The organism is Terrisporobacter petrolearius (genome assembly GCF_020748185.1).
Lineage (GTDB): Bacteria > Bacillota > Clostridia > Peptostreptococcales > Peptostreptococcaceae > Terrisporobacter > Terrisporobacter petrolearius.
This window is the reverse complement of record NZ_JAHZMO010000026.1, coordinates 17796-43910: the sequence shown is the minus strand read 5'-3', so window position 1 is coordinate 43910 and position 26115 is coordinate 17796. Positions and strand designations below refer to the sequence as shown.

The following is a 26115-nucleotide window of genomic DNA, read 5'->3' as shown; positions in this document are numbered from 1 at the left end:
TTATTACAATAATTATAGATGTCAATGGAATTTAAAAAAGCTGACTCCTAATAAGTATAGAAGTCAACTTTTAATGACGGCTTAGCCAGTCGTTTTTTCTAGTGTCCTTGACAAAGGGTCCATTTTATAGCTTGGAAGTTTTTTTATTTTAATCTTCTTTTTTTTTATTTTAATCTTCTTTAATGAAAACAAATTTTCTACTAGTGGATAAATTATTAGAAAACTTATAATTATTAAATTTGAAATTTTTTAAGTCTTCAGGATTATTAATTTTATTTTCAACTATATACTTTATCATTTGTCCTCTAGCCATTTTTGCTAATGTTGCTAGAGTCTTTAATCTTCCATCCTTATGGACTTTAAAATCTATATCGATAAATGTATCCTCTTCATTTAAAAATCTTCTCACGGTCTTCGCATATTCTTCAGAAGCTAAATTAACAATAACATTATCTTCACTATATAGTTTATTATATATTTTATTATCCCAAAACTTATAAAGATTTTTATCGTGGATTTTTATGGGATATTGCATTTCTAGTCTATAGGGTAAAACTTCATCCAGAGGATTTACCACACCATAAAATGCATCTAAAATTTTTATATGATTATTAGCAAATTCAAAATCTTCTAGAGAAAAACCTTCTGCCTTTATATTTTTAAAAACTAAACCATCATAAGCTAAAAGACCGCACACACCTTCTTCTTGGAAATTAAAATCTTGAAAATAGGCATAAGACTGAAATGCTATTTTTTCATTAACTTTCATTAAAGACTGTATATCATGCGGGCTTAAAGACTTTAATACTTGGGCTATTTCTTTTGTTTCATTTGTAAAATATCTATTTTTTCCTATAGTTTTAGGAATTATATTATTAATTTTAATATTTCGCATATTTTTGGCAGGTGAAATAATTGATATCAAACTTTTTGCCTCCTAATAATTTGAGTTTTTGTTTTAATTTATTTCCAATTATATCATACAAATATAAAAAAATTAATTTATACTCCAACTATTTTTTATATTATGAAAAAAGAAACTATTTTACATCTTTAGTTAATAGTGGTAAAAATTTATATGGATGATAGAAATTTGAACAAATGAAAAACCCTTAGAAAATATTGTCTAAGGGTTTTTCGTTTTATTAATTAATGAATTTTAAAATATTTATCTTTTTATTTTGTAAATAAAATAAGAAATAAAAAGTGAAACAAGAGAAAATATCAATCCCAATGCTAGGAAAAATATTATATATATTATTATATTCATGAAAATTAGTAATAAGTAACTTAAATTCAAGTTTAAAAAAATACTAATTAAGCAAACTACAAAGAAAATCAAAAATAATGATAGTATACCAACACTGCTATTCTCAAAATCTTTCTTACTTAAGGAGATATGTGATGAAACACAAAACATTAAGTAAATAAAAATATAAAAATTAATACTACTCAAATTATTCATATTAAAAATAGAAATTAATAAATTTTTACTTAAAGATAGTAATAAAAAAATTGTATTTTCAATATTTACTGTAGATAAGTGAGTAAAATAACTACTGATATTAATACTTTCATAAATAGAAGGTAGTAATAATTTAAAAGAAAAAATTATAAATAAAGTACCGGATATCATGGGTCCTATGCCGATGAAAAAGTTTCCTGCCTTCTCATATAAACTTCTATCATTGTATCTATGAGAAACATATCCAAGTGTCTCTTCATGCTTGTATCCTTTAAAATTAAATAATTGAAAATCACTTACTTTATGATGAAATATTAAACACATAATTAAATGACCAATTTCATGAACCGTTGTACCTATTACACCAGTAAATAAAATTCCCTTACTACCAAAAGTTGAGTATATATATAAACTATTTCTTTTTTCAATAAGACTATAAACATATCCAAAAGAAAGAAAAATTCCCGTAACTGATAAAGTGATAAGAATACTATATTTTAATGATAAATAAATCATTTTGCCTCCTTAATTTAATTGATTATTATTAAATACTATCATAGCTTATAAGAATGTCAACAGATTCAATAACATAAAAGTTGTTCTAAAAGTAATATTTAACACATTTAATAAATATAAATATTATAAACAAGAGAGGAGGACAAGGTGATGAAATTATCTGATGAAATTATTAATTCATTATCTCTTAATTTAAGGAATAAAATTAAAACAATTCAGGGAGAGAATATTGAAGAAATAAGACTTAGAATCAACAAACCTTTGATAATTAACGGAAACCAGAAAGATTACTTTTACAATGAAAAATATAATAAGTTAGACTCGAATATGGACAAGGCTTATATAGTAACTAAAGAAGATGTAGACCAAACTTTTCAAATTATATGCAAATACTCTATTCACTCATTTATGGATGATATAAAAAAGGGATTTGTAACTTTAAGAGGCGGACATAGAGTAGGTATAGTTGGAAAAGCCATAGTTGAAAATGGAAAAGTCGAAAATTTAAAACATATATCCTCTTTAAATATAAGAATATCCAAGGAAGTTAAAGACTGTTCTGATAAAGTTATGGATCACATTATAAAAAGTCCTACTAAAATAAATAATACCATAATAATATCGCCACCTCAGTGTGGCAAAACCACACTTTTAAGAGACATAGTAAGGAATTTAAGTAATGGGACTGAAAAATACAACTTTAAAGGTGTGAATGTTGCTTTAATAGATGAAAGAAACGAAATAGCAGGTTCTTATTTGGGAACACCCCAAATGGATGTGGGAATTAGGACAGACATTATAGAGACATGTCCAAAGGATGTGGGCATAATGATGGTTTTAAGATCAATGTCACCAAATGTAATAATAACCGATGAAATTGGTACGGAAAAGGATATAAAAGCTCTATATACTGCCTTGAATGGAGGTGTTGGACTTATAACTACAGTACATGGTGACTCCATTGAAGATATAAGAAACAGAAAAGAACTAAATAATTTATTAGATGAAGAATTATTTAAAAAGGTTATTTTACTTTCTGCAAAAAGGGGACCAGGAACAGTAGAAAAAATATATGATTTACAAGAAAAGAGATGGTACTTTGCAAATTAAAATATTTTTAATAGGAATGCTAATAGGATCCAGTTATCTTATAGGTGATACTATACATAAAGCATTTATTAAAAGGCATAAGGAATTAAATGAAGTTATTAGGATATTAGAAATAATCAGAATGGATTTGGCTTTTGGACTATACACATTAGAAGAAGTTTTTTATAGAGCATCATTAAAACAAGATTATTGTCTTTGTGGTTTTTGCAAAGATATGCAAGAGGATTTAAAGAAAGAAGATGGAAGAACTTTAGAGGAGATGTTGAATAAAAACATTATAAAACTGAAAAAGGATACAAATTTACAAAACAAAGAAATCGATGAGTTAAAAAAATTATTTTTAACTTTGGGGCAAAGTGATATAGAATCACAGCAAAGACTAATAGATTTAACTTGCGAAAATTTAAAAAGATTTACTAGCGATAGCAAAGAAGAAATTTTTAAAAAGGGTTCACTTTATAAGAAACTGATAACATTTATAGGTATTTGTATAGGAATAATTTTAATTTAGGAGGTTAATATGGAAATAGCATTGATATTAAAAGTAGCGGGTGTTGGTATCTTAATATCAGTATTAAACATGATTTTAGAAAAAGTAGATAGAAAGGATTGGGCAACACTTACAACACTTGTAGGCGTGGTGATTGTCTTAGGATTGGTTATAACAGAAATTAGTGATTTATTTAATACAGTTAGAACAATGTTTCAACTTTACTAAAGAGGAGGAGATACTTTGGAAGTTATGCAATTAGTTGGAATTGCAATGGTTTCTACCATACTCTGTTTAGTTATAAGAAAAGATCGACCAGAAATGGCGAATTTTGTTGCCATAACAGCAGGAGTGATAATATTATTATCTGTTGTTATGAAGTTGAATTTTATAATTGAAGGAATACAGTCATTAGCTGATAAGGTAAATATTCCAGCCATGTACATAAGTTTAATAATTAAGTTGATTGGTATTTGTTATATTATAGAATTTGCCGTTTCTCTTTGCAACGATTGTGGGGAAAAAAACATTGCGACTAAGTTAGAGTTTGGTGGAAAAATAATCATTATGACAATGTCATTTCCTATACTTTTATCCATTGTAGATACCATAATAAGTTTAATTTAAAGTAGGAGAATGATTTATTATGAAAAACAAAATTTTAGGTCTTGTTTTAATTATTTTATTCTCTTTAACATCTGCATCATTTGCACAGGATAAGAACAATGATGAAGAATATGAGGATACTAAAAATAACATAGATCTATATATAGATAATCAGTTAAGTAAAATAAACATAGATGAAATAGAGAGATACGTAAAAGAAGATAACGTAATAAAAGACATAAATCTTAAAGCATATATAAAAGACTTGATAGGGGGAAAAGCAAATATATTAGACTTATTTGATAAAAACAAAATTAAATCAGCAGTTTTTTCAGAAATAAAAACTAGTATTAAAATTGCAGTTAGCATTTTAGTCTTAGCTTTATTATCATCCATAATAAAAAGTCTAGAAAATTCTTTTTCATCATCAAGTATTAGTACAGTAACAAATTATATAGTTTTTATAACTGTAGTAACATTAACTCTTGTAAGTTTTAAAGACATATTGGCGTTATGTTATGCCACTATAGAAAGTATTATAGGACTTGTTAATGTAATTATACCAATAATGATCTCGCTTTTAGTTTTAGTAGGATTTCCAATCACATCTACAGCCTTAAATCCAATTTTTATTGGAGGAATTGCAGCTATAAATATTGTATTTAAAAAATTTATATTTGTAGCCATATCTTTAGCTTTTGCCATATTAGTAATAAATAAGGTAACTAATAATATTAAATTGAATAGATTATCATCGTTTATCAAACAAATTAATGTAGTGACTTTAGGAGCTGTATTTACTTTGTACCTTGGATTAGTATCCATACAAGGTTTATATGTTACATCCTTTGATAAATTTACAGTAAAAACAGCTAAATTTGCTGTTGGAAATTTTATTCCAGTAGTTGGAGGATTTGTATCAGATTCTGTTGATATATTGCTATCATCATCTCAACTTATAAAAAATGTATTTGGTGGAGTGGGGTTAGTAATTTTAGTAGGATTGTGCTTAATACCAATAATAAAAATATTATCAGTAATACTTGTATATAAATTATGTGCCATAGTAGTAGAACCTATCGGAGAAGATAACATATCGTCTTTCTTAAATGAAGTATCAAATTTAATGATAATAATTTTGGCTACAATTATTGCTGTAACAATAATGTTTTTTGTAACCATAGCTATATTAACTTCCATAAGTGCAGTAGCAACTTAAGGCAAAAGGAGGGATATATTATTGCTAGTATAAAGGAATGGATAATATCGATTATAGTAGGGGCATTTATTATTAATATGGTAGATATGATTTTACCAAACACTAAAGTAAAGCCATATATAAATTTGGTATGTAATTTTATATTCGTATTTATGATAATAAGTCCTGTAGTAGGTTTTTTTTCTAGTAACATATCATTGGAAGATACAATATTAAAAAAAATGGGTGATTACTCAAAAATGTATGTGGATAGTTATAATGATTTAGCAGGAAAAACAAACAATGAAAACTTAAGCAAAGGATATAAAGATGGTCTTAAAAGTGTGTTACAACTCAAATTAGACGAGTACGGGTATGAATTAGAAGACTTAAAAATCAATGGATCAGATATTGAAACTATAAAAATAAAAGAAAAAAACAGTAATAATGACAATAATAAGGACATACAATCTAATGACACAAAAGAAGAAGAAGTGTTTAGAAGTAAAAATGAGCTGAACTTAAAAGAAAGTAAACTAAAAGAAGACTTAATAAAGGTACTAGATGTATCCATTGAGGATATAGAAATTGATTAAGAGGAGTTGTGGTAAGTTGAAAAAAATTAACGAATTATTCAATGATATGGAAAAAAAGAAATTGAAACCATTAATTTTTTTGGCGGGAATTTGTATATTAGCTCTTATAGTCATATCAGTAATGCCAGATGGAAAAAAAGAAGAATCAAATGTTAGTACGGAGCCAGAACCTAAAACGTCTGCTGCTGAAGCTGAAAAAGAAGATTTAGAAAGTAAATTGACTCAAATACTAAGTAAAATTAATGGAGCTGGAGATGTGGATGTTATGATCACTTTCCAATCTAGCGAAGAAATTGTTCCAGCATACAATTCTAATACAACAACAGAAACCACTAAAGAACAAGATTCTTCCGGAGGAGAAAGGACAACTACTAGTTCAACAGAAAATAAAACGATGATTACATCAAATTCAAATGACCCAGTAGTACTAAAAACATCTGAAGCTAAAATAAAAGGTGTGATAGTAGTATCAAGTGGAGCAAATGATCAAGCTGTAAAAGAATTGTTGTATGATGCAGTTAAAACATCTCTACAAATATCAGGTCATCAAGTAGAGATATACGCTAAATAATAAGGGGTGGAGGATAAATATGAAATTTAATTTTAAAAATAGAGGTTTTGTTGTATTAGCATTATCTACAATGCTAATAGCTGTTGGGGTTATAAATTATCAGTTAAGTAGACAATCAGCACTTACTGTGTCTAAAGAATTTGAGGCTTATGAACAAGCTCAGCAAGATAAAAATACGGATAAAACAAAAACAGCAAATAATGATAAGGATGATAAGAATAGTAAGGAGACAGCAAAAATAACTGTTGTTGATAGTAAAGATAGTGGAAGTGATGAAGTTAAAGGTAAAGCAGTGGAAACAAGTAAAGAAATAGAAAAACAATTGACTTCAAAGGAAAACATGAACAAGTCTACATATATTCTTGATATGAAAATGACAAGAGAAAAACAAAGAAATGATTTGTCAGAAGAATTAAATGAAATAATAAATAATCCTTCTACTACAGATAAATCAAGAGAAGAAGCATCTAATATGAAACTTCAACTTGTTAAATATCAAGAAACTGAATTAAAAATAGAAAATTTATTAAGCGCTAAGGGATTTGAAAATGCTTTAGTATACATAGGTGAAGGTAATGTGAATGTTGTAGTAAACAAACAAGATTTATCAAAGAGTGAAGCAACAAGAATATTTGATTTAGTAGCACAACAAGCTGGAGTATCTTACGATAAAATTAAATTAATGAATAGTTATAGCCAAAAGTAATAAATTGATTTTAAATTACTATTTTTAGGTTATAATAATATATAATCACTAAAACCTCAGAAAATGCTGAGGTATTTTCTTGCAAAACTGACTATAATTTGCTATGATAATATATAATTATAAAAACCTTAATACAGGGGGTAACAATCTCATGGAAAATAACAATAATTTAGGGCAAGTTAAAATTTCGAATGATGTTATAGTTACAATAGCTGGATTAGCTGCTTTAGAAGTAGAAGGTGTAGATACAATAACTTCATTAACAGATAAATTACTTAAAAACAACGGTGTAAAAATCCAAATGGAAGACGGTAAAGTTACTTTAGATGTAGTTATAACTATTGAATACGGTATGTCAATACCAGATGTATCATTTAAAGTACAAGAAAATGTTAAAAATACAGTTGAAACAATGACTGGATTAGAAGTTTCTCAAGTGAATATACAAGTTCAAGAAATTAGCTTCAAGAAAGAAAAAGAAGAAAAAGAACTAGCAAAGCAAGCTAAAAAAGAAGAAGCTAAATTAGCAAAACAAGCTAAGAAAGAAGAATCTAAGCAAATCACTAAATAAATTAAATAAAGCCCTCTGAAAATCAGAGGGTTTTTTATTGCTTAAGTGGTAAATAATAAGACTGAAGGAGGTTCATTAAGAATGAAAAACGACAATGTAAGCAAAATAAGTTATATTGAAAAAGCCAGAAAAATAACAAGTAGAGAATATTTAATGAAATTAATTTATCAAATAGATATATTAGAAGGTGATTTACAAGATATAAATAATTATTTTGAAGATTTTTTAAATAATAACGAAGAATACATAATAAATAGATATGAAGAATTATTATTACAATTCTCAAATGAAAGTTGTGTTGATTTAGAGCGTGTAAATATGAACAACGCAATAGATATGAAATATATGAAAACCGTTTGTAGTGAACTAAGTGAACATTGCTATGATATAGAAGAGCTGATAACAAAACATGCCCTAAATTGGTCTCTAAATAGAATAGCAAAAGTAGATTTAGCAATATTAAAACTTTCAATTTGTGAAATTGTATACATGAGTAAAGAAGTACCTGTTAGGGTTTCAATAAACGAAGCTATCGATTTAGCAAAACTATATTGTGATGATAAATCTCCTAAATTTATAAACGGAATATTAGGAAGTGTTGTTAATGACACGAAAGAACAATAATATTATATTAGGATTTGATACTAGCTGCTATACAACATCTATAGCAGCTATCTCTTTAAATAAAGAGATAGTATTAAATGAAAAAATAATATTAAAAGTAAAAAAAGACAATAAAGGTCTTAGACAAAGTGAAGCAGTTTTTCAACATGTAAATAATATGGGAGAATTATCACAAGTAATAAATAACAAATTAAAAAATTATAATATTTTAGGTGTATGTGTATCAACAAAACCAAGGCCAGTTGATAGTTCTTATATGCCTGTTTTTTCTGTGGGATATAATTTTGCAAAATTACTAAGTAGCATTAATAACTGTCCTTTTTATGAAACCACTCATCAAGAAAATCATATAGAAGCAAGCCTATTTAATAATAACTTGGAAAATGAAGACAAGTTTTTAGCAGTTCATATGTCTGGTGGAACTACAGAAATACTTTTAGTAGAAAGAAAAGATAATGACTACAAGATAAAAATTGTAGGTGGAAGTTTAGATGTTAGTTTTGGTCAGTTAATAGATAGATTAGGTGTTAGACTGAATTATAATTTCCCTTGTGGAAAATATATAGATGAGAATGCTTTAAAATGTAATGAAAAAATTAAAAATGGATTGAAAACAAGCGTTAAAGAAGGATATATGAATTTATCTGGAATAGAAAATCAAATTAATAAAATAATTTACGATTACAATGAAGAATATCTTAGTAAAATTCTTTTAGATACATTGATTAGATCCATGTATAAATCATTAACTTACATATGTGTAAAACATGAGCTAAAAGAAGTTCTATTTGGAGGCGGAGTGTCTGCAAGTGAATATATTCAAAAAGAATTAAGTAAAAAATTAAAGAAGGAAAATATAAAAGCTTACTTCACTGATAAAGAATATGCAACAGATAATGGTGTAGGATGTGCTATAATAGGATTAAATAAAATCAAGAATTATTAGGAGTGGATGTATGAAACTTAGAGCTTTAGATATAAGCGAAGCAAATTCATATATAAAAAGAATATTAATAAATGACCCTATTCTTTATAACCTTAGAGTAAAAGGAGAAATTTCTAATTTTAAGGTTCATAGTAGTGGTAATGTTTATTTATCCCTAAAAGATGAAAAGTCAAAATTAAATTGTATTATTTTTAAAAGTAATTATGATAAAAGTTTAAAATTAGATAGTGGTGTTAAAATAATTGCATCAGGATATATTTCTGTATATGAGAGAGACGGTGCCTATCAACTTTATATAAATGAAGTTGAAATTGAAGGTATAGGTAATTTATATATGGAATTTAATAAATTAAAAGAAAAACTAAAAAAAGAAGGATTATTTGATACTAAATATAAAAAAGAAATACCTAAAACGCCAAAATCTATAGGCATAGTAACATCACCTACTGGTGCTGTTATAAGAGATATTATAAATGTTACTAAAAGAAGATTTCCAAAGGTGGATATAAAACTATATCCAGTAAATGTTCAAGGAGAAAAATCTGCTAAAGATGTTTGTGAAGGAATTGAATTTTTTAATAAAATGGAAAATGTGGATACCATAATAGTAGGTAGAGGAGGCGGTTCTTTAGAAGAACTCTGGTCCTTTAATGAAGAAATAGTAGCAAGAGAAGTATTTAAATCAAAAATACCTATAATATCTGCAGTAGGTCATGAAACAGATTTTACAATTTGTGATTTTGTATCAGATATGAGAGCGCCCACGCCATCTGCAGCAGCAGAAATTGCAACACCAGATTTATCACAAATTTACTATAAACTTGACAATATAAGAAATAGAATGAATAGGTCTTTAAATAATCAAGTAACATTAGAGAATGAAAAGCTTGTGAATACCTTTGAAAAAATTAATAATTATATGAAAAACTATGTAATAAGGGACAAAGTTATACAGTTAGACCAAATTTATGATAAAATAAATTTTAGATTAGAACAAAACTTAGAGACTTCTAAAGAAAAGCTTTCAAAAAAAGCAGCCCTGTTACATAACCTAAGTCCTCTTGCTACAATAAGTAGAGGATATTCTATTGTTGAAAAAGATAATAAAGTTATTAATTCTATTAAAGAAGTAGATGTGAATGAAGATATAAATATAACTTTAAAAGACGGTAGTTTAGAGTGTAATGTAAATAAAATTAATAGTAAAGAGGTATAATCATGAAACTTACTTACGAAGAAGCTTATGAAAAATTAGAAGATATTTTGATGAAATTAGAATCAAAAAATACTAGTTTAGATGATTCATTAAGTTTATATGAAGATGGAATAAAATTATTTAAACACTGTAATAAATTATTAGAAGATGCACAATTTAAAATAAGTAAATTTAATAAAATAGGTATTGAAGAAGATTTTAATATGGGGGAAGAGTAAATGGAATTTAAAGATGTTTTAAAGGGAAAAATTAATTATATAGAAACACTTTTAAATGAATATATGCCAAAAGAAGAAGGGTATCAACAAGCTGTAATACAGGCTATGAACTACAGTTTAAAAGCTGGAGGTAAAAGACTTAGACCTATATTAACTTTAGAAAGTTGTAAGATAGTCGGTGGAAAAGAAGAAGATGCTATTCCTTTTGCAGTGGCTATAGAAATGATACATACTTATTCTTTGATTCATGATGATCTACCAGCATTAGATAATGATGATTTAAGAAGAGGTAAGCCTACAAATCATAAGGTATTTGGAGAAGCAATGGCAACTTTAGCTGGAGATGCTCTATTAAATTATGCTTTTGAGGTAATGTTGTCTTCATCTATAGATAAAAAAGATTCAAATAAATATTTGAAAGCCATAAATGAAATTGCAAAACATGCAGGTATTTATGGTATGATAGGAGGACAAGTTGTAGATGTTGAAAGTGAAAATAAAATCATAGATAAAGATAAATTGGATTTTATTCACTTAAATAAAACTGCAGCTATGATTATAGGATGTATGAGAGCTGGTGCCATAATTGGTGGAGCTAGTGAAGAAGAATTAGAAAAAGTAACTAAATATGGGAAAAATATTGGATTATCTTTTCAAATAGTAGATGACATATTAGATATAACTGGAGATGAAGCTAAATTAGGAAAACCTATTGGAAGTGATATAGAAAACCACAAATCAACATATCCTTCACTACTAGGACTTGAAAAATCAAGGAAAATAGCTAGACAGTTAATAGAAGAGGGAAAATCTAGTATAGATGGATTATCATCAGAAATAGATTTTTTAAATCAGCTAGGAGATTATATAATTAGTAGGGATTGTTAAGGAGGCCACATGGATTTTTTTACACAAGTATTTGACAACCATATATTATGGATAAGTATATTTGCTTGTTTTTTAGCACAGTTTATAAAAATATTCACAGGAAAAGGAAGAGTAGTGGAATTTTCAAGAATATTTATGTCAGGTGGAATGCCAAGTTCGCATAGTTCATTTGTCACGAGTTTATCAACTGTAATTGGTATACAAAAGGGATTTGATTCAGTTGAATTTGTCATATGTGTAGTTTTTGCATTAATAGTAATGTATGATGCTTCCGGTGTAAGAAGAGCAGTAGGAAAGCAGGCAGCTATTTTAAATAAAATAGTTGAAGATTTACAAAATAAAAAACATATTGAACATGAAACTTTAAAAGAGTTAATAGGTCATACTCCAAAGGAAGTAATATTAGGAGCAATACTAGGTATAGTGGTTGGAGCCATTATGGCTTAAAATTGAAAAAAAATGTATTATATGATATAATTTTTTTGCTTTATAGGAAATTATAATAAATACATGGAAACTATAAAAATCAAAGTCTTCTGTGGAAGGCTTTTTTAGTATGAGTTATTTTTAAATACAAAATGAAAATAAATTAGACCATTATAAAGGTGAGGAAAATTATGTGTAATTATTTAAATGAAGTAAATTCTCCAGAAGATATAAAAAAATTAAATACAGATGAAATGGAAAAATTGGCAGAAGAAATAAGACAGTTTTTAATAAACTCTATTTCGAAAACTGGAGGTCATTTAGCTTCAAATTTAGGAGTTGTTGAGCTGACTTTGGCATTGCACAAAGTTTTCGATAGTCCAAAAGACAAATTAATATGGGATGTAGGTCATCAATCCTATGTACATAAGATCATTACTGGGCGTAAAGACGAATTTGCAACACTTAGACAGCTTAATGGTTTAAGTGGATTTCCTAAGGAAAATGAAAGTGAACATGATATATTTGACACAGGACATAGTTCTACATCTATATCAGTAGGTCTTGGAATTGCATGTGCAAGAGATATAAAGAGAGAAGATTTTAACGTGGTGTCTGTTATAGGAGATGGGTCTATAACAGGAGGCATGGCACTGGAGGCTATAAATCACTTAGGTTATTTAAATAAGAAAATGATAATAATTTTAAATGATAATGAAATGTCTATAGACAAAAATGTAGGTGGAATGTCAAGATATTTATCCAGTATTATTAGAAATGCTAAAGCCAATCAAGTTAAAGATCAAATAGAGAAAATATTATCTATGACAAAAACAGGTAACTTTATATATAAAACAGCAGATAAGTTTAAAGACGGAATTATAAGCAAATTTACACCACAAGATTGTGATTTATTTGAGTCTTTTGGAATTAAATATTATGGACCTATAGATGGTCACAATATTAAAGAATTAATAGATATTTTAAATAAAGCTAAAAATAAAAAAGGACCTGTTTTATTACATGTTATAACTGAAAAAGGTAAAGGCTATGAGTTTGCTGAGCATGCACCTGATAAATACCACGGGGTATCTAAGTTTAACATAGAACAAGGGCTTAAAGCATCTACAAAAGAAAGCATATCTTCTCATGTAGGTAAAAAACTAGTTAGTATGGCAGACGAAGATGATACAATTGTAGCTATTACAGCAGCCATGCCTTCAGGTACAGGGTTAAACAATTTCGCCATATCTTATCCATATAGATATTATGATGTGGGAATAGCTGAACAACATGCCACGACATTTGCAGCAGGCCTTGCGAAGGAAGGGATGAAGCCGTATTTTGCAGTATACTCATCTTTCTTACAAAGAGGTTACGACCAAGTTATACATGATGTATCTATAACGAAAAAGAATGTTACTTTCTTAATTGACAGAGCGGGTCTTGTTGGTAATGATGGAGAAACACATCATGGAGTATTTGACCTAAGTTATTTAAATGTGGTGCCAAACTTAATTGTAATGGCTCCAAAAGATATAAAAGAGTTAGATTTAATGATGGAATTATCCACTGAGATAGATGGGCCTGTAGCTATAAGATATCCTAGAGGGAATTCATATTATATTGATAAGGGGTCTTACGATAAAATAAAAGTAGGAACGTATGAAGTATTAGAACAAGGTAAAGATGTGTTAGTATTAGCTATTGGTAACATGGTTGAAAAAGCATTAAATGCAAGAAAAATACTTATTAAAGATAATATAAACCCTACAATAGTAAATGCAAGGTTTTTAAAGCCCATGGATGAAGATTTATTGCATGAATTATTGAAGAAACATTCGAAGGTGGTAACTATAGAAGATAATGTTATAAGTGGCGGATTTGGAAGTAGAATAAATAAATTTGTAATAGATAATAATTATAATGTAAAAGTTGAAAATATAGGTATTCCTGATAAGTATGTTGAACATGGTAATGTGGAACAATTATTTGAAACAATAGGAATGTCAGATGAACAAATAGCAAACAGAATAAAAAATTTATTATTAGAAGGATAGTATAATGAAAAAAAGAATAGATATTTTACTTGTAGATAAAGGGCATTTTGAGAGCAGGGAAAGAGCGAAAAAAGCTATAATGGCAGGTCTTGTTTTTGTAGACAATCAAAGATGTGACAAACCGGGAACAGAAGTTAAAGAAGAGGCTAATATTTTAGTAAAAGGTAATCCAATTCCTTATGTAAGTAGAGGTGGATTAAAACTTGAAAAAGCAATGAAATATTTTGGTGTAACTCTTAAGGATAAAGTTTGTATGGATATAGGAGCATCAACAGGAGGATTTACTGACTGTATGCTTCAAAATGGCGCAGTAAAAGTGTTTTCGATAGATGTAGGTTATGGACAATTAGCTTGGAAGTTAAGACAAGATGAGAGGGTTGTCTGTATGGAAAGAACTAATATAAGATATGTAACAATTGAAGATACAAAGGAATTTGCAGATTTTGCATCTATAGATGTATCTTTTATATCACTTAAACTTGTTTTACCTAAAGCAAAAGAATTACTTAATAGAGATGGAGAGGTAGTAGCATTAATTAAACCTCAGTTTGAAGCAGGAAAAGAAAAAGTTGGTAAAAAGGGTGTGGTAAGAGATAAAAAAGTTCATATTGAAGTTATAGAGACAATATCAACATATGTTATTGAGAATGGATTTGCAATTTTAAATCTTGATTATTCTCCAATAAAAGGACCAGAAGGTAATATAGAATACTTAATTCATTTAAGAAATAATAAGGATGACTTTACTTTTGACAAGGAATCTTTTGATAAAAAAATAGCTGAAGTTGTAGAAGAATCTCATAACTTAAATAAATAACAAGTAATGATAAAGGGGGCATAAAATGATCCTTGAATTGTATATGAAAAATTGTGCCTTAGTTGAAGAATGCAGAATAAACTTAGGCCAAAATCTAAACATATTAACGGGGGAAACTGGTTCAGGAAAATCTATTATAATAGAGGCTCTTGGCTTATGTTTAGGAAATAAATACGACAAGTCTTTTTTAAGAAAAGGCACTGAAAAAGGTATTGCAGAAATTATAGTATCATCGCCAAGTACTAATTTACAGAAAATACTAGATGAATATGACATAGATTTAGAAGATGACGAACTAATTATAACTAGGATTATTTATGCAGATGGAAAAAGTGTGGCTAGGATAAATGGAAGAACTATAAAAATGTCAATATTAAAGGAAATTGCTCTTACATTTATAGATTTACATGGACAGCATCAAAATCAAGCATTATTTAATAAAGATACACACTTAAAATTTTTAGATTTATTTGGAGGTAAAATATTAGATTTACCAAGAAATGAATATAAAAATACTTATACAGAGTACAATAAAGTAAAAAAGGCATTAAATACACTGAATGAAAATAAAGATGAAAAAGAAATTCAAAGAGAAATAGACTTATTAAAATTTCAAATTAATGAAATTGAAGCAGCTGCACTAAGTAAAGATGAGTATGAAGATTTATTAAGACAAAGAGAAATCTATAGAAATAGTGAAAAGATATATAATAATCTTAATTTAAGCTATGAAAAGTTACACGATGGAAGTGTGAATGCAGTTGATTTAATTGGTATGGCCTCAAAAGAATTAAGTGAAATAAGTAAGTATGATGAAACTTTAAGTGAATACAGTGAAATTGTAGAGCGCATTATGTACGAACTTCAAGACACTTGTAGGGATCTTAGAAACTATAAAGAAAATATTGATTTTGAACCTTACGAACTTGAACAAATAGAAGTAAGGGTAGATGAGATAAATAATTTAAGAAGAAAATATGGAGATACTATAGAAGATATTTTAAAATATAAGGATGAAATATCATCTAGGTTAGAGGACATAGTAAATAGAGATGAAATGTCAGAAAGCCTAAAAAATAAATTGGTGGAGTTAGAAGAGGAACTAAGCCAAAAAGCTTCTTCTCTTACAAAAGTGAGACAAGAAGTTGCCATAAATTTAGAACAAGCCATATTAAGTGAGCTAAAATCTCTAGATATGAAGGGTGTTAGCTTTAAAGTGAATTTTGCTCAATCTACATATTCTCAAAGTGGAAACAGTGAAGTCGAATTTATGATATCATTTAACTTAGGAGAGGATTTAAAACCAATTTATAAAGTTGCATCAGGTGGAGAAATGTCTAGATTTATGCTAGCATTTAAAACAATACTTGCAGATATAGATGAAATAGATACTATAGTGTTTGACGAGATAGATGCAGGTATAAGTGGAATTGCTGCTCAAGTTGTAGGTGAGAAGTTACATAATATTGCAAAGAAAAAACAAATACTTTGTATAACCCATTTACCACAAATAGCAGCTAATGCAGATACACATTTTTGTATATCAAAAAATAGTGATCAAAATAGAACTTATACAATTATTAAAAAATTAAAAGATGAAGAAAGTATAAATGAAATAGCTAGACTTATAGCTGGTAGCAATATAACTGACACAACTATTGAACACGCTAGAGAGATTGTTAATTTGACAAAAGAAAAACATTAATTTAATAATTAAATACTGTTAATAAAAGGAATAGAATTATTTTCTATTCTTTTTTTGTATAATTTAACTATTTAATGGAATTATAATATAGAAATTATTATTTAGAAGGAAATGAGATTAAGTATGAAAAAAAACAATAGATTTATAATAAGCATATTTTTTATTTTTGCCTTGTTAATTTTTTGTGATATATTACTTAAACAAAAAGATAATAACGTCTTAGAAACTTTCCAAAATCAAAACATATCAAATAAGCAATATGTGTACCCCCTGGGCAATATTGTTGGGATTAAAGCTGATACAGATGGAGCCTTAGTTATAGGATTTGAAGAAGATGATATAGAATATATTGGAGGTCTAAAAATAGGAGATAATATCATATCTATAGAAGGGGAAAAAATTAATAATTACAAAGATATTTCAAATGTTTTAAATAAACTTTGTTTAGATGAAGTAGAGATCATATTTGAGAGAAATAACAAATTTAAAAAATGTAAAATAAAAACTAAAAATGAAAATGATAGATACAAATTAGGTCTTTGGGTAAGAGACAAAATATCTGGAATAGGAACATTAACTTGTTATAACCCTGTTACCAATGAATTTTATGCTATAGGTCATGGTATTTGCGATATGGATACAGAAAAGCTACTAAACATTAAAGAAGGAAATATTTACAACGCTTCCAGTATATCTATTCATAAAAATAATGAAAAGAATATTGGCCAGATTAATGCTATAATAGATTATAATAATTCTATTGGAAAGTTTTTTATAAATTCAAACAATGGAATAAAAGGAAAATTTTACAACTACAACTATGAGTCTAATCTTCCACTTATTGAAATTGGTAAAAAAAATAATGTTAAAACTGGGAGTGCATATGTACTTTTTCAATCAAAAGAAGGAAATGTTGAATCCTATGAAATAAAAATAGAAAAAATAATAAAAGAAGACAATAATATGTTAATAAAAGTTGTTGATGATAAATTAATTGACTATACTGGTGGAATTGTAAAAGGGATGAGTGGTGCCCCTATTATACAAAATAACAAACTTATTGGCAGTTTAACCTATGTATTCAAGCATAATCCTAAAAAAGGATATGGCATTTTCATCGATGAAATGTTAAAATTGTAAATTGATAATAAAATATTTAAACACTTAGAAGGAATATAATTTTACAGTGTCGAATAAACCTAAAAGAGTAATGATATAAAAAAATTAAAATAAGAAAAACTTATTATTGGGGGGAATTTTAGTGAACGAAAAGATTAAAATAGTATTAGCAGACGATAATAAAGATTTTTGTCAGCTATTAAAGGAATATTTATCTAATGAAGAAGATATTGAAATATTAGGAATAGCAAAAGATGGTATTGAAGCTCTTGAATTAGTACAAAAAACACAACCAGACTTATTAGTATTAGACGTAATAATGCCACACCTAGATGGTTTAGGGGTAATAGAAAAATTAAATTCAATGGATCTTCCTAAACAACCAAAAATAATAGTATTATCTGCTGTTGGGCAAGATAAAATAACTCAAACAGCTATAAATTTAGGAGCGGATTACTATATTGTTAAACCTTTTGATTTTGTAATATTCATAAACAGAATTAGGGAGTTAGTAACTAATAAAGTTGTTGGTGGAGAACCAAAGATAAGACAAAATCAAGAAGTTCAAATGACAAGAAGTGATTATGTTAAAAACACAGGAAATATAGAAACAGAAATAACAAATATAATCCATGAAATAGGTGTTCCAGCTCATATAAAAGGATACTTATACTTAAGAGAAGCTATAAAAATGGTTATTGATAATGTAGAACTTTTAGGAGCAGTAACGAAAGAATTATATCCAAGCATTGCAAAAAAATATAACACTACTCCAAGTAGAGTTGAAAGAGCAATAAGACATGCAATAGAAGTTGCATGGAGTAGAGGAAAGGTTGATACGATAAATCAATTATTTGGTTATACAGTACACAATACTAAAGGTAAACCAACAAACTCTGAATTTATAGCAATGATTGCAGATAAATTAAGATTAGAACACAGCATGGTTAAATAATTTTAAATTGATTACAGTAAGCCTTCTAACTATTTAGAAGGCTTTATTTTTTGAGTGGAGTAAATTTTAAACAGATATAGATAAATAAAACTATCAACATATTAAGGAGATACAAATATGAAAATAAGCTTACCTCCAAAAGTTAAATACATAATAGATAAAATACATGAAAATAATTTTGAAGCATATATAGTAGGAGGGTGCGTCAGGGATGCTATATTAGGTATTAAACCTAATGACTATGACATAACGACTAATGCTACTCCCAAAACAATTAAAAATATATTTAGGGACTTTAAATGCATAGAAACAGGAATAGAGCATGGGACTATAAGTGTAGTAATAGATGAGGAAATATACGAAATAACAACATATAGAATAGAAGGTGAATATAAAGATCATAGAAGACCAGAAAATGTTGATTTTACAAATAAATTAGAAGAAGATTTAAAAAGACGTGATTTTACTATAAATGCCATGGCATACAATGAAAATGAAGGATTAGTAGATTTATTTGGAGGAAAGAGGGATATTGAAAACAAAATTATTAAAACAGTGGGAAATCCCTATGATAGATTTAATGAAGATGGCTTAAGGATGATCAGAGCCATTAGATTCTCTAGTAAATTAGATTTTCAAATAGAAACGGATACTCTTTTGGCTATTTATAATAATGCAACAATAATAAAAAATATTAGCTTAGAGAGAATAACTGATGAGTTTAATAAAGTCATACTTAGCAATAAACCGGAAAATATTATATATCTTTTTAAAACAAAATTATTAAACAATTTACACATAAGTAGTGAAGAAGATGAAAATAGAATTGAAAAGTTATATAAAAAAATTAGTATATTAAAAAAAATTGATAAAGTTTTGGTAAAAAGATTGGTAGTATTAGATTACATAATTGAAAAGTTAAACATAGATTGTAAGATGTTTTGTAAGCAATTAGTATATTCAAAGAAAACAAATAAGGATCATGATATTATTTTAGATTTAATTAAAGAAACTGACATTAATAATTTAGATAAGATTAAAATAAAAAAAATATTAAATAAAATCGATAGAAAATTGTTTGAAGATTATTTAGATATAAATAGAGTGATTTGTGAAGATGAAGAAAATTATGAAAAAATTATAGATATATTAAAAGAAATTGAAGAAAATAAAGAATGTTATACAATTAAAAATCTAAAAATAAATGGAAAAGATATTATGGCTCAAGGCTATGAAAATAAAGCTGTGGGACAAGTTCTCAATTATCTTTTAAACCAAGTTATAATCAACCCTAATTTAAATAAAAAAAATTTACTTATTAAAAAAATAAAAGAAATATAACTAATTGTTTTTAATAAATTAAAAAACATATAATAATTTATGAAACTATAAAATATTTCCTTTGTTCTTAAATAATGTTATAATGTTATATGATTTTAATAAAATGTCGGAGGTTTTAATTATGAGAGTGGAAGCCCCTATTAAAGTAGATAGAAAAACAAAAAGGCTTGCGAAGAGACTTACAGGGGGAGAGATAGCAGTTATTAATCATATGGATATAGATGAAGTAGCAGCTAATTCTCTAGTAGAAGGTAAAGTCAAATTAGTAATTAACGCAGCCCAGTCTATAAGTGGGAAATATCCAAATAAAGGACCAGGAATATTAACAGATAAAAATATTTTAATTATAGATAATATTGGACAAGAATTATTTGATGAATTAAAAGAAGGACAAATAATAGAAGTAAACAATGGGCAAATCTATAGAGATGGACAACTTTTGGGAGAAGGTAGTGTATTAGACAAAGGAAAGGTATCTATAAAAATAAAAGAAGCTTATGATAATATGTCTGTAGAATTAGATAGATTCATAGATAATACTATAGAATATGCAAAAAAGGAAAAAGGCTTCATCTTAGGAGAAGTAGAAATTCCTAAAGTGAAAACAAAGTATAAGGACAGACATGTATTAGTAGTTGTTAGAGGTCAAGATTATAAAGAAGACTTAAGTACAATAATTTCCTACATAGAAGAAGTAAAACCAGTTCTTGTAGGAGTAGATGGTGGAGCAGATGCTTTAGTAGAATTTGGATATACTCCAGATGTTATAGTTGGAGACATGGATAGTGTTAGTGATGAAACATTAAAAAAAGCTGGTGAAATAGTAGTACATGCTTATGTGGATGGAAGAGCGCCGGGTCTTAAAAGAGTACAAGATTTAGGTCTTGATGCTATAGTATTTCCAGCGCCAGGAACAAGTGAAGACATAGCAATGCTTACAGCCTATGAATATGGGGCAGAGTTAATTGTTGCAGTTGGAACACATTCTAATATGATTGATTTCTTGGAAAAAGGCAGAAAAGGTATGGCTAGTACATTCCTTGTAAGACTAAAAATAGGGTCTAAGTTAATAGATGCTAAAGGTGTTAATTTACTGTATAAAAGTAAATTAAAAATAAAATATATTTGGGCTATGATAATAGCAGCATTATTCCCAGTATTAATACTTGCTTATTTATCACCAACAACGCAGCAATTTATCAGAATAATACAATTAAAATTGAAATTACTATTAAATTTGTAATATATAAATTAGGAGGATTAATATGAATATAAATATGAAGTACTATATAGTTACAATTGGTGCTATATTTATTGCTTTAGGAGTAGGGATACTGGTTGGTTTTAATTTGAACTACGACCAAGCTTTAAGTAAACAACAAAGTGAAGTACTTGAAAGTTTTAATACGGAGTTTGATGACTTAAAAGAAAAAAATAAAAATTTACAGTCTGAGATTGAATCTTTAAATGAAAATATACAAATAACAACACAATACATTGATAAAAATATTGATGCATTAACTAAGGATGTATTAACAGATAAAAATACTGGAATAATACTAACAAATGAAAATAATGACTACAGTGAAGATGTAGAAAAATTAATAACAGATGCAAATGGAATAGCGTCTTTTAATATAGTTGTAAAAGATAACATAAGTGATGAAGAAAAATTAGCTGCTTTGTCAAAAGACTTAAGTAAAACATTTAAATCATCACAAGATGTAATAAACTACATAATAAGTTCTTTAGGCAGCACAAAAGGATATGACCAATTATACGCTTTAGAAGATTTAGGTGTAATAAAAATTAATAATATAGACGAAAAGAAATATCAAGATTATGATTCAGTAGTATTACTTGGAGAATTAGCAGGAAAAGATGCAAAAGAAAAATTTAATGCAAAAGAAAAATTAATTTTAGATGGATTAAAAGAAGAAAATAAATACTCAGTTGCTGTTTCTCAAAATGATAGCAATCATGAAATTTTAAAATTATATTCAGAAAACAATATATCAACAATAGATAATATAAATGAAGGTATGGGAAAAATTTCTTTAACTACATTATTAAAAAATCAAAATACAGTTGGTCATTATGGAAACTCTGATTTAGCAAAAGAATTAATTGCTTACGAAAAATAACTAATAATTAAAGGAGAATAAGAAAATGAATCCTTATTTAAGTATAATAATACCAGCATACAATGAAGAAAATAAAATTAAGGATACACTAGAAAATATAAAAGATATAAAAGAAATAAGTGAGATAATAGTTGTAGATGATGGTTCTAGTGATAATACATCAAAGGTTGCAAAAGAAGTAAAAAGTGATAAAATAACTGTTATAACTCAAGACAAAAATAGAGGTAAGGGTTATGCCTTAAATAATGGTTTAAAAGTTGCTATGACAAAAGCAAATATAATAGGATTTTTAGATGCAGACCTTGGCAGTTCATCAAAAGAAGTTGCAAAATTAATAACACCTATATTAAATAATGAGGCTGATGTTATAATAGCAAAATTCCCTCCGGCAAAGAAAAAAGGAGGACTTGGATTTGTTAAGGGGCTAGCAAAGGAATCAGTTCGTGAAATGACAGGTGTAGAATTAGATGCAACTTTATCAGGTCAGAGACTGTTTAAAAAAGAAGTATTAAAAAAATTTGATGAAATTCCATTTGGATATGGTGTGGAAGTTGGAATGACCATAGACATATTAAAACACGGATATAGAATTAAAGAAGTACTAGTTAATATGACTCACAGTGAAACAGGAAGAGATTTAAAAGGCTTTATTCATAGAGGTAAACAATATTATCACATTAAGAAAGTACTAAGACAAAAGAAAAAAGAATGGAGGTAATCTATTGTATTCATATGTATTTAGAGGGATAGTATTTTTATTAGGCCTAATTGGAACATACCTAATGATACCTTTATTCAAAAACTTACTTATTGATAGTAATTGTATAAGACCAAATTATAAAGGAGAAATGATACCTGTAAGTATGGGAATAGTATTTCTTCCCATGATAATTATAAATGGAATAATAGTGGCATTCTTTACCATAGATGCCATAAGTATGTTATGTCTATTTTTATTTATATTTGGAATGATGGCTATGTTTTTTGCAGGTATAATAGACGATACCATAGGTAATAGAGATGTAAGTGGATTAAAAGGACACTTTAAAAGCCTTTTCAAAGGAAAACTTACAACAGGGGGATTTAAAGCTCTATTTGGTGGCTTTGTTGGACTTATAATATCAGTATCCATATCTAAAAATATTATTGATATTATAATAAATACTTTAATAATTGCTTTATCTACAAATCTAATGAATTTATTTGATTTAAGACCAGGTAGAGCTATAAAAGTATATTTAGTTATTATGATCACCATATTTATAACTTTAACTGGGTATATAAAAATACTCCCGTTAATTATACTTCCAAATGTATTAGCATATTTTAATTTTGATTTGAAAGCAAAGGCTATGATGGGAGATACAGGTTCAAATGTGCTTGGAATATCAATAGGTATTCTTATGGCTTTTGGATATACTTTAAATGTAAGAATAGGATGGTTAGTATTTTTAGTGTTAATTCATGTATTAACTGAAAAGTTCTCTTTAACAAAGATTATAGAAAAGAACAAAGTATTAAATTTTATTGATAGATTAGGAAGGTAATCTCATGATTAGTAAAAAAGTAGGAATAGTAGAAGAAATAGCTGATAGTAGTGAAGTATTAGATGATATAAGGGTTAATGTTAATGGACAAATACAAAGAGCTTATAACTATCCTAAAATAACTGGAAAGATAAATATAGGTGATGAAGTAATACTTAATACTACAGCAGTTGAGCTAAGCCTAGGTACTGGTGGATATCACTTTGTTATATCCAATTTAAATAACAAAGAATCTCATTTATCACCAAATGGACATATTATGAAGCTTAGATATACTCCTTATCAAGTGAAAGTAGATGCTGTAGAAGATCATGAAAACAGATATCATGATATAATTAATAACTTTAAAACTTTAGATGATATGCCAGTTGTTGTGGGAACTCTTCATAGTATGTTAACTCCTTTTGTAGCATCATATAAAAGACATAATCCAAGTAAGAAGCTAGTATATATAATGACCGATGGAGCTGCTCTTCCAATTTATTTAAGTAAAAATGTACAAAACTTGAAAGATAAAAAATTAATTGATAGTACAATTACTATTGGAAATGCTTTTGGTGGTGATTATGAATGTATAAACATATATACAGCTTTAATCACAGCAAAAGAAGTAATAAAGGCTGATGCAGTATTTGTATCAATGGGACCGGGAATCGCAGGTACAGGGACAAAATACGGGTTTACAGGGATAGAACAAGGGCCTATATTAGATGCTATTAAAAAACTAGGAGGAAATCCTATAGCAATTCCTAGAATAAGTTTTGCTGATTTAAGAGAAAGACACAGAGGAATATCACATCATTCAATAACTATATTTAATGAAATTGTAAATGTAAACGTAAATATTCCAATAAATATTTATGATAAAGAAAAATTTGATTACATAAAAAAACAAGTTAAAGACTATAAATTATTTGATAAGCACAATATAATTTATCTAGATAATAATAAATGTAGGGAAGACTTGGATTATTTTAACCTTAAAGTAAGAAGTATGGGCAGAAGTTACGAACAAGATAAGGAATTTTTTGAAGCAGCAAGCACTGCTGCATATTACTTAATGGAGGTTTGTGATGATAACAAAGGAGACTACAGTAAGTAGTGATTTAATTTACACTGGTAAAACTATAAAACTTAGAGTTGACACAGTGGAGGTGCCTAATAAAGGATATCAAAAAAGGGAAATAATTGAACATAAAGGTGCAGTGGCCATAGTTGCCATGACAGATGATAATAAAATTGTATTAGTTAAGCAATATAGAAAAGCAGTAGAAAAAGAATTATATGAATTACCTGCTGGGAAAATTGAAATTGGAGAAGATCCTTTAGATTGTGCTATTAGGGAATTAAAAGAAGAAACGGGCTATAGTGTAGATAGTTTAAAATTAATTCATAAGTACTATGCTACACCAGGGTTTTCTAATCAATTAGTCTTTATTTACCTAGCTAAAAATTTAATTCCAGGAGAAAGTCACTTGGAAGAAGATGAATTTTTAGAAGTTCATGAACTTGATAAAGAAGAAGTTTACAATATGGTTATCAGTAATGAAATTTGTGACTCGAAAACTGTTATTGGAATATTATTAACTAAAGAATTAATATAAAGCATAACCTCCTCTTTTCCAACATAAATATATGTTAGGATAAGAGGAGGTTATAAATTTGAGAAAAACATTAAGAAAAAGAGATACTTTTAGAATAAGTAAAGAAATAATTTATTTAAGTATTGTCTTTATTATATTTGTGGCCATAGGAACTTATTTAAATAAGATTTTTTCTAATGGACAAAACATAGTATTAGATAGTATAAATAATTTGAATGACTACTATAGCCATGGAAGTGATATAAACATAAGTGCTGTAGTTTTTTCTAATTTAAGAGAAAATATCATTTTTTTAGGGAGTATAGTATTATTTTCATTATTTGTATTTACTTTTCCCTTAGCAATAATAAGTTTTTTATTAAAAGGAATATCCATAGGCTATACTATTAATAGCTTAATTTTATTAATTAAACTTAAAAGTATAAAAATGATATTGATTATGGTAATAAAAAATTTTATTATAATACCAGGGGCAATATTAATTATTGCTGTAAGTTTTTACTATATTAAAAATATTTACGAAGAATATAAACGAGGAAGAAAAGAAGGGGTCTTATTTTTAGGTAGAAGATACTTGTTAAATGGTATTATTATAATAGTAATATGTGCATCAGCCCAATTATTATTAAATGCAATTAGCGTTGGTATTTTACAATTCCTAGTAAGATAAAAGGAG

Annotated in this window: 31 protein-coding genes; 29 read left to right on the top strand and 2 right to left on the bottom strand. The window is 27.3% G+C overall.

The annotated features are described in order from the left end of the window. Positions 1 to 85, top strand: an 85-nt coding sequence (locus tag K0040_RS21100; RefSeq protein WP_331476270.1) for an IS3 family transposase, incomplete at its 5' end; no start/stop codon positions are given. Positions 86 to 169: 84 nt separating this feature from the next. On the opposite strand, the gene yaaA is transcribed toward K0040_RS21100, so the two are convergent. Together yaaA and K0040_RS13805 are read right to left on the bottom strand one after the other, a co-directional pair. Then, complete coding sequence (gene yaaA / locus K0040_RS13810) at positions 170 to 925, bottom strand: peroxide stress protein YaaA (protein ID WP_228109354.1); 756 nt, start codon at positions 923 to 925, stop codon at positions 170 to 172. 243 nt (positions 926 to 1168) lie between these two features. Further along, positions 1169 to 1981: a hypothetical protein gene (locus K0040_RS13805; RefSeq protein WP_228109353.1), complete on the bottom strand. Its 813-nt coding sequence runs from the start codon at positions 1979 to 1981 to the stop codon at positions 1169 to 1171. Positions 1982 to 2131: 150 nt separating this feature from the next. Between K0040_RS13805 and spoIIIAA the strand changes: the two genes are divergently transcribed. From spoIIIAA to K0040_RS13665, 28 genes are all read left to right on the top strand, one after another. Beyond that, positions 2132 to 3091 carry a stage III sporulation protein AA gene (spoIIIAA, locus tag K0040_RS13800; protein ID WP_228109352.1) on the top strand — a complete coding sequence of 320 codons (960 nt, stop codon included), beginning with the start codon at positions 2132 to 2134 and terminating at the stop codon, positions 3089 to 3091. Next, complete coding sequence (gene spoIIIAB, locus K0040_RS13795) at positions 3054 to 3602, top strand: stage III sporulation protein AB (RefSeq protein ID WP_228109351.1); 549 nt, start codon at positions 3054 to 3056, stop codon at positions 3600 to 3602. The genes spoIIIAA and spoIIIAB overlap by 38 nt, the downstream gene beginning before the upstream one ends. Positions 3603 to 3611: 9 nt before the next feature. Next, positions 3612 to 3809 (top strand): stage III sporulation protein AC, encoded by a 198-nt coding sequence (gene spoIIIAC, locus K0040_RS13790; RefSeq protein ID WP_074915317.1) that lies wholly within the window; start codon positions 3612 to 3614, stop codon positions 3807 to 3809. A 24-nt stretch (positions 3810 to 3833) separates the two neighbouring features. Continuing rightward, positions 3834 to 4208, top strand: coding sequence for a stage III sporulation protein AD (gene spoIIIAD / locus K0040_RS13785; RefSeq protein WP_228109357.1), 375 nt, complete (start codon positions 3834 to 3836; stop codon positions 4206 to 4208). A 19-nt stretch (positions 4209 to 4227) separates the two neighbouring features. Then, positions 4228 to 5406, top strand: a complete 1179-nt coding sequence (spoIIIAE, locus tag K0040_RS13780; RefSeq protein ID WP_228109350.1) for a stage III sporulation protein AE — start codon at positions 4228 to 4230, stop codon at positions 5404 to 5406. Continuing rightward, positions 5376 to 5981 carry a stage III sporulation protein AF gene (locus K0040_RS13775; protein WP_334302507.1) on the top strand — a complete coding sequence of 202 codons (606 nt, stop codon included), beginning with the start codon at positions 5376 to 5378 and terminating at the stop codon, positions 5979 to 5981. Before spoIIIAE ends, K0040_RS13775 begins: the two co-directional genes overlap by 31 nt. Before the next feature lie 16 nt (positions 5982 to 5997). After that, on the top strand, positions 5998 to 6552 hold the full coding sequence (locus K0040_RS13770) for a SpoIIIAG-related protein (protein ID WP_228109349.1): 555 nt from the start codon (positions 5998 to 6000) through the stop codon (positions 6550 to 6552). 19 nt (positions 6553 to 6571) lie between these two features. Then, entirely contained in the window at positions 6572 to 7258 is a 687-nt protein-coding gene (locus tag K0040_RS13765; protein WP_228109348.1) for a SpoIIIAH-like family protein, read from the top strand. A gap of 151 nt (positions 7259 to 7409) precedes the next feature. Then, positions 7410 to 7829, top strand: a complete 420-nt coding sequence (locus K0040_RS13760) for an Asp23/Gls24 family envelope stress response protein (protein ID WP_228109347.1) — start codon at positions 7410 to 7412, stop codon at positions 7827 to 7829. An 81-nt stretch (positions 7830 to 7910) separates the two neighbouring features. After that, the gene (nusB, locus tag K0040_RS13755; RefSeq protein WP_228109346.1) at positions 7911 to 8453 is read left to right on the top strand and encodes a transcription antitermination factor NusB; all 543 of its coding nucleotides are present in this window, start codon (positions 7911 to 7913) and stop codon (positions 8451 to 8453) included. Beyond that, positions 8434 to 9399: a Kae1-like domain-containing protein gene (locus K0040_RS13750; RefSeq protein WP_228109345.1), complete on the top strand. Its 966-nt coding sequence runs from the start codon at positions 8434 to 8436 to the stop codon at positions 9397 to 9399. Before nusB ends, K0040_RS13750 begins: the two co-directional genes overlap by 20 nt. A gap of 10 nt (positions 9400 to 9409) precedes the next feature. After that, positions 9410 to 10615, top strand: a complete 1206-nt coding sequence (gene xseA / locus K0040_RS13745) for an exodeoxyribonuclease VII large subunit (protein ID WP_228109344.1) — start codon at positions 9410 to 9412, stop codon at positions 10613 to 10615. A 2-nt stretch (positions 10616 to 10617) separates the two neighbouring features. After that, positions 10618 to 10833 (top strand): exodeoxyribonuclease VII small subunit, encoded by a 216-nt coding sequence (gene xseB / locus K0040_RS13740; RefSeq protein ID WP_228109343.1) that lies wholly within the window; start codon positions 10618 to 10620, stop codon positions 10831 to 10833. Next, positions 10834 to 11721 (top strand): polyprenyl synthetase family protein, encoded by an 888-nt coding sequence (locus tag K0040_RS13735; protein ID WP_228109342.1) that lies wholly within the window; start codon positions 10834 to 10836, stop codon positions 11719 to 11721. A gap of 9 nt (positions 11722 to 11730) precedes the next feature. Continuing rightward, the gene (locus tag K0040_RS13730; protein WP_228109341.1) at positions 11731 to 12168 is read left to right on the top strand and encodes a divergent PAP2 family protein; all 438 of its coding nucleotides are present in this window, start codon (positions 11731 to 11733) and stop codon (positions 12166 to 12168) included. A gap of 170 nt (positions 12169 to 12338) precedes the next feature. After that, on the top strand, positions 12339 to 14207 hold the full coding sequence (dxs, locus tag K0040_RS13725) for a 1-deoxy-D-xylulose-5-phosphate synthase (RefSeq protein ID WP_228109340.1): 1869 nt from the start codon (positions 12339 to 12341) through the stop codon (positions 14205 to 14207). Positions 14208 to 14211: 4 nt separating this feature from the next. After that, positions 14212 to 15024 (top strand): TlyA family RNA methyltransferase, encoded by an 813-nt coding sequence (locus K0040_RS13720; RefSeq protein WP_228109339.1) that lies wholly within the window; start codon positions 14212 to 14214, stop codon positions 15022 to 15024. Positions 15025 to 15049: 25 nt separating this feature from the next. Continuing rightward, entirely contained in the window at positions 15050 to 16729 is a 1680-nt protein-coding gene (recN, locus tag K0040_RS13715) for a DNA repair protein RecN (RefSeq protein ID WP_228109338.1), read from the top strand. Positions 16730 to 16852: 123 nt separating this feature from the next. Then, positions 16853 to 17869 (top strand): SpoIVB peptidase S55 domain-containing protein, encoded by a 1017-nt coding sequence (locus tag K0040_RS13710; protein ID WP_228109337.1) that lies wholly within the window; start codon positions 16853 to 16855, stop codon positions 17867 to 17869. A 106-nt stretch (positions 17870 to 17975) separates the two neighbouring features. Next, positions 17976 to 18803 (top strand): sporulation transcription factor Spo0A, encoded by an 828-nt coding sequence (gene spo0A / locus K0040_RS13705; RefSeq protein WP_026255020.1) that lies wholly within the window; start codon positions 17976 to 17978, stop codon positions 18801 to 18803. Positions 18804 to 18920: 117 nt separating this feature from the next. Next, entirely contained in the window at positions 18921 to 20144 is a 1224-nt protein-coding gene (locus K0040_RS13700) for a CCA tRNA nucleotidyltransferase (RefSeq protein WP_228109336.1), read from the top strand. A 121-nt stretch (positions 20145 to 20265) separates the two neighbouring features. After that, positions 20266 to 21387, top strand: a complete 1122-nt coding sequence (steA, locus tag K0040_RS13695) for a putative cytokinetic ring protein SteA (RefSeq protein ID WP_074915347.1) — start codon at positions 20266 to 20268, stop codon at positions 21385 to 21387. Positions 21388 to 21409: 22 nt separating this feature from the next. Next, entirely contained in the window at positions 21410 to 22288 is an 879-nt protein-coding gene (locus tag K0040_RS13690; RefSeq protein WP_228109335.1) for a copper transporter, read from the top strand. 25 nt (positions 22289 to 22313) lie between these two features. After that, on the top strand, positions 22314 to 23006 hold the full coding sequence (locus K0040_RS13685; protein WP_228109334.1) for a glycosyltransferase family 2 protein: 693 nt from the start codon (positions 22314 to 22316) through the stop codon (positions 23004 to 23006). 64 nt (positions 23007 to 23070) lie between these two features. Continuing rightward, a complete protein-coding gene (locus K0040_RS13680; RefSeq protein WP_228109355.1) occupies positions 23071 to 23835 on the top strand; it encodes a glycosyl transferase in 765 nt (254 codons plus the stop codon). A gap of 4 nt (positions 23836 to 23839) precedes the next feature. Beyond that, positions 23840 to 24937, top strand: coding sequence for a DUF3866 family protein (locus K0040_RS13675; RefSeq protein WP_228109333.1), 1098 nt, complete (start codon positions 23840 to 23842; stop codon positions 24935 to 24937). Continuing rightward, complete coding sequence (locus K0040_RS13670; RefSeq protein WP_228109332.1) at positions 24909 to 25439, top strand: NUDIX hydrolase; 531 nt, start codon at positions 24909 to 24911, stop codon at positions 25437 to 25439. Before K0040_RS13675 ends, K0040_RS13670 begins: the two co-directional genes overlap by 29 nt. 58 nt (positions 25440 to 25497) lie before the next feature. Next, positions 25498 to 26109 carry a hypothetical protein gene (locus K0040_RS13665; protein ID WP_228109331.1) on the top strand — a complete coding sequence of 204 codons (612 nt, stop codon included), beginning with the start codon at positions 25498 to 25500 and terminating at the stop codon, positions 26107 to 26109. The last annotated feature ends 6 nt before the right edge of the window (positions 26110 to 26115 follow it).